The organism is Bradyrhizobium sp. Kon58, assembly GCF_055807455.1.
The window spans coordinates 1-6,564 of record NZ_JBVVOT010000068.1 but is presented as its reverse complement, the minus strand read 5'-3'; the positions used below and the strand labels follow the sequence as shown (position 1 = coordinate 6,564).

Sequence of the window (6,564 nt, the reverse complement as noted above, 5' to 3'; positions counted from 1 at the left end):
CTGACAAGGAAATGGAGCAGCTGGGCACCGCCGCAGTACACCTGGTCACGATAGCGAATTCATTCATGAATGCTGAAACGGTGCGGTCACTGACAGAAATGTGACTGCGGCTTCGGCAAACCAGCCTCGCCTCTTTGCTCCGGCGTAAACCTTGCGCAAACCCTTTCTCCTAAGCTGACCGTAAGACGTTGCTTGTACCGTCCTCACCAATAAGAAGCCGGAACTCTGCCCGTCCACTTTTCGGCGGCCCGATCAATCTTGTGCCCGCGAGTGGAGGTTGGAATTTGCTGGACTCTACGTCTTCTCTGCGGTGTAGCGTCATTACCCGACGCGTGCTCGGTTGCACCTGCTACTGCGCTTCCAATTCGCGAGACGCCTCTAATGCGATGGCTTCGGCCCCGTGGGCTTGCGCAGCGGCGATTGCCCGTTTCAAAAAACTCTGGCGTTCAACTTGAGAACCATGGCCGCAAAGGCGCGCCTGTCGCAGGATCAATTCGGGAAGAAAGCCTCTTGCCTCCAATGAAGTGGCAACGTCAACCGCCTCGCGCAGAGCGGCCTGAGCAGCCTCGATGTCACCAAAAGCAGCTTCGGCCTCCGCAACCAAGGAAAGTATAAACGGCCGGAGCAGTTCTCCTTGTGTTTCGCGATAACTTGCAAGGCCTTTCAAGATCGCCTCTCGGCCGCCTTGCAAATTCTCCCGACGGACAATTTGGTCGTAGCCGATTGCTACCTTCCCCATTGCTACCCAGTAAGCAAAACCTTTCTCCCCTGCAATATCCAAGGCCTGGTTGGCAAACTGCAAGGCTTTGTCGACTTGTCCAGCTTGTTGAAGGACAAGCGCAGCAAAAATCAGGCCGTAGCACGCGCTCACGGAGTGAGACGAGCCCTGCGCTGCAGCCGCGGCCGCTTCAGCCCGCCGCGTTGCCACCCCGACGCCATGACGAGGCAAAGCAAGCCAGCATAGATTGGCGAGAGCTAGCACTTGTGGATCATGGCCCGCCGTTAGTATGTGCGCCTCCATTCTTACGGGCTCAACGGCCTGGAGGGCACGCGCAAGATCATCTTCCGCTCCAGCCGGGTTTCCCATGCATCCACGATTCCAGCCGCGGCGGCGCCATGCGTCAACTAGCGAACAGAGGTCGCCGGTGCTCTCAGCAATGTTGACGAGCTTGTCGCAAATTCCTTCCGCACGGGAAAGAGGGCCACGCACCTGGTAGAAAGAGGCAAGTCCTCTTAACGCGGGGAGCGTTCGCGCCACTTCCTGAACACGTTCGGCAGCTCCGAGAGCAGATTCGAAGGCTTCCTGTACGATTACGTTGGCGTAGCCGCGCTTGGCAATCAGCACATGACCAAGCAGAACGTACAAATCAAGTTCCATTTCCGCGACAGCCTCGTGAGGCAATCTTGCTAAAGCCGCCAGACCGCGGCGCACGTGCGCCTCGGCTTCGTCAAGAGCCGCAGCGGCCAAAGCTCGGCGCGCTGCTCGAGCATATAACGGTACGGCCGCGGTGAACTCCTCTCCTGAGAAGTAATGCTGTGCGAAAATTTCAGGTCGCTGCTCAACGAGGCCCAGCCGAAGCGCCGCAAGTCGTTCAGCAGCCTTTGCGTGCAATGCACGCCGGTCAGCTGTCAAAAGCGAATCGAGTGCCGCCTGCTGCAGAAGTGCATGTCGGAACGTATATTCTACAGAACCCGATGCCGATCGCGTCCGCGTGAGAACCTCTGCGTCGAGAAGCCACAATAGTCGTTCTTCTACAACAATGTCCGGCAAATCTGCGAGCTCACTAAGCAGATCGACCTCGAGGTAGGGTGCAAGAATAGCAGCGCACTGCGCCAAGCGCTTCGCCTCGCCCAATGCATCAAGTCGCGCCGTGAAAAGCTGCTGCAGCGTTCGCGGCACCAACGGCGTGTTGATCGCGAGCGTAAACTCTTCAATAAACAAGGGAACGCCATCCGACCGCGCCAAAATGGCCTCGCGTGTGGACGCAGGATGGTGCCCTCCGAGTGCCGCCAGCAATTGCTCTGCCTCGGCACGCTCAAGTGGCGGCAAGGTCAGTCGGAGCATCGTCACCCGGTCGGGCCACGGCAATACAAAATCGCTTCGATAGGTAGCGAGGAGCATGGCCCGCCGAGTTGACAGCAGGTCAGTAACGCCGCGGAGCAGCTCAAGCAGCGAAGGGTCTGCCCAATGCAAGTCTTCAACCAAGATCAGGAGCGGCGAATCCCCCGGAAAATGCAGCAGCCATGTTCGAAACGCCTGCAACAAAATGCGTCGCCGTGCCGCTGGAGCGAGATCGGCCACGTCGGGGCCAACCCCTAACGTGTGAAGCAGCAAGGCTAACGTGGGTTCTTCAGTGAGCCCCATCTGGTCGAGAAGATGCCGAAGCGATTGCTCAATCGTATCAGCTTCCCCTGTCTCGACCGATGTCTCCAGCCTTTCGCGCAGTGCAAGGATCGCGGGATGAAACGCGCTGACGGCCCCGGGCGGGGTACAACCGAGTATGATCACATTATGCGCGGCTTGTGCGGCGTGATCCAAGAGTTCCTGAGCGAGGCGTGATTTACCGATGCCTGCCTCGCCCGACAGCAGGATTGTTTGTCCCTTGCCCTGGCAGGCGTCGTCCCATCGCGCGAAAATCATTGCGAGCTCGTGGGCACGCCCCACCAGTGGAGCTCGGCGTCTTGAGAATGTGAACCCGCGATCTTTCAATTTACCTCTTACCCTAAACCACTTGCCGGGTAAGAGATCCAGCGGCGGTAATTCTTCCAGTAGGAAGAACTCGGCAACTAGCTCGCGTGTCGCCTCGCCAATGACGACGCTGTTCGGTGGTGCAAATTGTTGAAGTCGCGCAGCGGTGTTTGGGGCAGTGCCGACCAGCCCGTCGAGCTCGATCGCGTTCTTTGGGCCGAGCGGCCCAGCAAGCACGATTCCTGTTTCGATGCCAATGCGGACCGCGAGATCCCTGCCGCCACGGAGCGAGGTGGTGTTAGCGAGCGTTTCGATTTCGAGGGCAATGGCCAGACCGGACAAGACGGCGGCCTGGGCGTCACGGTCAAGGGCACGGGGGTAGCCGAAGCACGCCAATACGCCATCTCCGGCATATCGCGAAACGTATCCGCCGTTTCGGACCACGGCACTGGCACATCGCTCGCGATAAGCGACGAGCAGTGCGGCCAAGTCTTCTGGATCCAGGCGTTCGGCAAGCTTGCTTGACCCGACAAGATCACAGAACATGGCCGTCATAAGACGACGATCGGTCAAGCCCTCGATGCCGTCGGTCAGCCCGCGGCTTGGGGGCGTGGTGCCCAATGACGCGCCACAAACCTGGCAGAACCGTTGACCTAATGCGACGGGGGCGGCACATCGAGCGCATGGCGGGACAAGTGCTCGTCCGCAATTGCCGCAGAAAAAGGCGCCTGCCGCCGCCGTTGTGCTGCAGCTCGGGCATGACCCGGACCATGTTGGTCCTTCTTCGGTTTGGCTGCCAGGGACCAACCTCATCAACCTCGCGATAGCTTAAACGGCACGCACGGTAAGTGCCGTAACGATATAGCTGCCGATAGCGGCTTGCAACCGAAGGCAGAATGTCGATCGATACGTTGATGACCTCGGCGCTACGTGCTGATAAGATGGCACGTTCACTTTCGCGGGTATCGGGGGGATTGGCACATGCCCAAATATGTTACCCCGCCTAAGATTACGATCTCTATTACGAACACGTGCAATCTTCGGTGCTGCTGGTGCTATGGCGATTGCGGCAATCCAACCGCGAAACCAGAGCTGAGCTACCGAGAGTGGTCAAGGTTTATCGATTACCTCGTTTCGAATGATTTCATCCAGGTTTACATTGAAGGTGGAGAGCCGTTTCAACGTGCAGATTTTTTCAAGATTCTGAAACGTAGCTGCCGCAAGCTTATGACCGTCGTGCGTACGAATGGCACCCTGCTTAACGAGGAGAGTGCGAAGGAACTTAAAGCGATAGGCGTCGGTCGCATGCTCGTCGATATCATGGGGGCGACCTCTGCTACGCATGACGAATTAACAGGTGTCGAGGGGAGCTTTGAGAAATCCTGCGCAGCAGTCGGCCACCTTTCGGCCGCCGGCATCAAGACTGATGTCCTCGTCATTCTCAACCGCAAGAACTTTAGAGAAATTCAAGCCTGCGTTGATTTGGCTCATCGATTAGGCGCATTGCGCCTCGGCGTTCTCCGCCTCTACCCGTTAGGCCGCGCCAAACGCGCTTGGACCGATTTGGCTCTCTCGCTCGATGAGCAGACCGCGGCCATCGCAGATCTTCATGTGCCTGATGGCTTTCAGATCATGAAATCTTGGCACCCAAATGATCGCAATTGCTGCTGGCAGGGCGCAACGGTGAACGCGTTTGGCGACTCAATCGGCTGCACTTATCTGAGAGAGTATGTGAATTTTGGCAACATTCGCGCCACGCCCTTTTTGGATACCTGGAACAACAACGAGCTCTATCGGACGTTGCGCGAAGGCGTAGTCGAAAAGTCTTGTCCGTCCTGCTACGCGAAAGACGGTACGCGTGGAGGCTGCCGTTCCACTGCATTTGCGTTTCACGGACGGTGGGACGCGCCAGATCCGTTTTGCGCCCATCTCAATGAGGGGACCGATCTCCGTGTCCTGCCCAAGCACTTGTTATAGGAAAGTGCGCAACGTGCGCGTTCGTGGCGTGCCCGAGATGGCCGTCTGTCTCGTCTTCACGCCGAATAATCCAGAGGTATTTACGCTCAACCCTTCCGCATGGCTGATACTCCAATTGTGCGACGGCAGATCGGAAGCGGAAATTGCGCGGGAGTATCTGATAGCCGCCGAGCCCGCACTTAGTCCACATGAAGTCGCCAGTGAGGTTCAACGAGGCCTTGCAACCCTCTTGGAAAGGGAAATTGTCGAAGTGGTGAGCAGCAAGAATTTAGAGGTCGCAATTAAAACCCGCAGGAAGTAGTGCCATGACAAAGATTAGCGAACGGCAACGTATTGAAGCGCTTCTCCGGCGCCAGGGTGTAACACAGCAATCGAGAGTAGAGCCGCTTGTTTCTGAAGTGCGATCGGATTTTGTACCAGTGTTTCCCCCTCCATTTCCATCCGCGCCCAACGGAATTCTCGGTGGGATCGTCGTTATCTGGCAGTTCTGTCTAGCACCTGAAGATGCTCCGGAGTTTCACGAGTTTTTACGAAAAACAGAGGACTTCATCGGAACCGCGACACTCAAATCGGTGGAGGGCGCCAACTACCGCGGCACCTACATGGTGCTTGGTGGAGGAGACGAATGCTGCAGACCGACAGCCGTAGGGTTCTGCTACCGAGTAATTTGGTCGTATGAGTCGCTCGATGTAATGGGCAAGGCTTGGAGCCCTCTGGCGAAGGAGGCGAAATCTAATCTGTACAAGGCGATCGTTCAGTTGCGCTCCTATTGGCTGCGCGATCCTCAAAGAAGTGAGGTGAGAATTGCGCCGGCCATCAGTTTTCTCGATCCAGAGCACGATGCAGGTGATGGCTTTGCTAAACTGACCCTTGAAGCCGCCAAACTCGTCCCAGAGCGCCTGAGCAGCGGTGGTGAAAGAATGGCTGATCAACGCGGGCGGGCGGCGACTAAACCGAAAAAGAAGAGGTGATCACCCGCGGTTCTTAACTGTACTCCAGTGGCTCGCCCTTCAAAGCGCAAAGACGCTTTGGGGTGCTCGGAATCCGACCCGTCGTCGGTCTCGCCGCGTACCGCCGTGGCAGGATAAAACAAGACATAGTGCGCAGCGCTTCCACCATGGGATATTGCTCTTGTTTCCGGTTGAAAACAGGGGACCTCTTGCCGGAGGGGAGACCTCTCGCTCGAACTCAGAGGGTAACATGCCAAGCCTGGAAGTGTTGCGGATTGCGCATTCGAACACGGATAAAGCGCCCACGACAACTAGCTACAGCCTCACTCCTCTTTCAATAGTGATATCCGTTGTTGCTGCGGGCAGCGCGTTCGGTAGCTTTGCGGTGAACCTTGCTCGTCTGCTCGGCTATGGTCATTGACTGACGACAGTCGCGCGACAACGCGTTCGCTTGCGTGCGGGGCGCAGCGACGCACGAGTTCTACGATCTTCGCCGAAACGACGCGATTGCATCGAGACGGGACGTCGATTGTGATCCCCCATAACAATCTCGCTATGGGTCCTGGTTTAGCCGCAAGTAGGCCATTGAGGAAGGCTGTCTCACTCGAGAGGGTCATTTCCTTTCGGCTCTTGCAAGAACTTCGGCATGTGGTTACGCGGTTCACGATCACGCGGGGCGGGGCGTTCGGACGGGTCGCGGCCGAGCTTGGACTGCAGCTCGACGAGGTCGGTGAAGACGTCGGCCTGGCGGCGCAGCTCGTCGGCGATCATCGGCGGCTGGCTGGCGATTGTGGAAATCACGGTGACCCGCACGCCGTGGCGCTGAACGGCCTCGACCAGAGAGCGGAAGTCGCCGTCGCCCGAGAACAGCACCATCTGGTCGATGTGCTCGGCGAGCTCCATGGCGTTCACGGCGAGCTCGATGTCCATGTTGCCCTTGACCTTGCG

General features: G+C 57.7%; 6 protein-coding genes and 1 pseudogene. 4 read left to right on the top strand and 3 right to left on the bottom strand.

What is annotated here, in order from left to right; translation table 11 throughout:
* Positions 1 to 349: 349 nt before the first annotated feature.
* Both AC0L20_RS39295 and AC0L20_RS39290 read right to left on the bottom strand, forming a co-directional pair.
* Positions 350 to 3,310 carry an AAA family ATPase gene (locus AC0L20_RS39295; protein ID WP_473295560.1) on the bottom strand — a complete coding sequence of 987 codons (2,961 nt, stop codon included), beginning with the start codon at positions 3,308 to 3,310 and terminating at the stop codon, positions 350 to 352.
* 18 nt (positions 3,311 to 3,328) lie between these two features.
* Positions 3,329 to 3,502, bottom strand: a pseudogene (locus tag AC0L20_RS39290) (double zinc ribbon domain-containing protein); the annotation flags it as partial.
* A gap of 168 nt (positions 3,503 to 3,670) precedes the next feature.
* On the opposite strand from AC0L20_RS39290, the gene AC0L20_RS39285 reads away from it, so the two are divergent.
* The 4 genes from AC0L20_RS39285 to AC0L20_RS39270 all read left to right on the top strand — a co-directional run bounded on the left by AC0L20_RS39285 (position 3,671) and on the right by AC0L20_RS39270 (position 6,037).
* Positions 3,671 to 4,666 (top strand): radical SAM protein, encoded by a 996-nt coding sequence (locus tag AC0L20_RS39285; protein ID WP_456768636.1) that lies wholly within the window; start codon positions 3,671 to 3,673, stop codon positions 4,664 to 4,666.
* 13 nt (positions 4,667 to 4,679) lie between these two features.
* Positions 4,680 to 4,967 carry a PqqD family protein gene (locus AC0L20_RS39280; protein WP_473295559.1) on the top strand — a complete coding sequence of 96 codons (288 nt, stop codon included), beginning with the start codon at positions 4,680 to 4,682 and terminating at the stop codon, positions 4,965 to 4,967.
* A 4-nt stretch (positions 4,968 to 4,971) separates the two neighbouring features.
* On the top strand, positions 4,972 to 5,637 hold the full coding sequence (locus AC0L20_RS39275; RefSeq protein WP_473295558.1) for a hypothetical protein: 666 nt from the start codon (positions 4,972 to 4,974) through the stop codon (positions 5,635 to 5,637).
* Positions 5,638 to 5,866: 229 nt separating this feature from the next.
* The gene (locus AC0L20_RS39270; RefSeq protein ID WP_473295557.1) at positions 5,867 to 6,037 is read left to right on the top strand and encodes a hypothetical protein; all 171 of its coding nucleotides are present in this window, start codon (positions 5,867 to 5,869) and stop codon (positions 6,035 to 6,037) included.
* A gap of 179 nt (positions 6,038 to 6,216) precedes the next feature.
* On the opposite strand, the gene AC0L20_RS39265 is transcribed toward AC0L20_RS39270, so the two are convergent.
* Positions 6,217 to 6,564 (bottom strand): NYN domain-containing protein (locus AC0L20_RS39265; protein ID WP_473295556.1); only part of this gene is annotated, 348 nt, incomplete at its 5' end.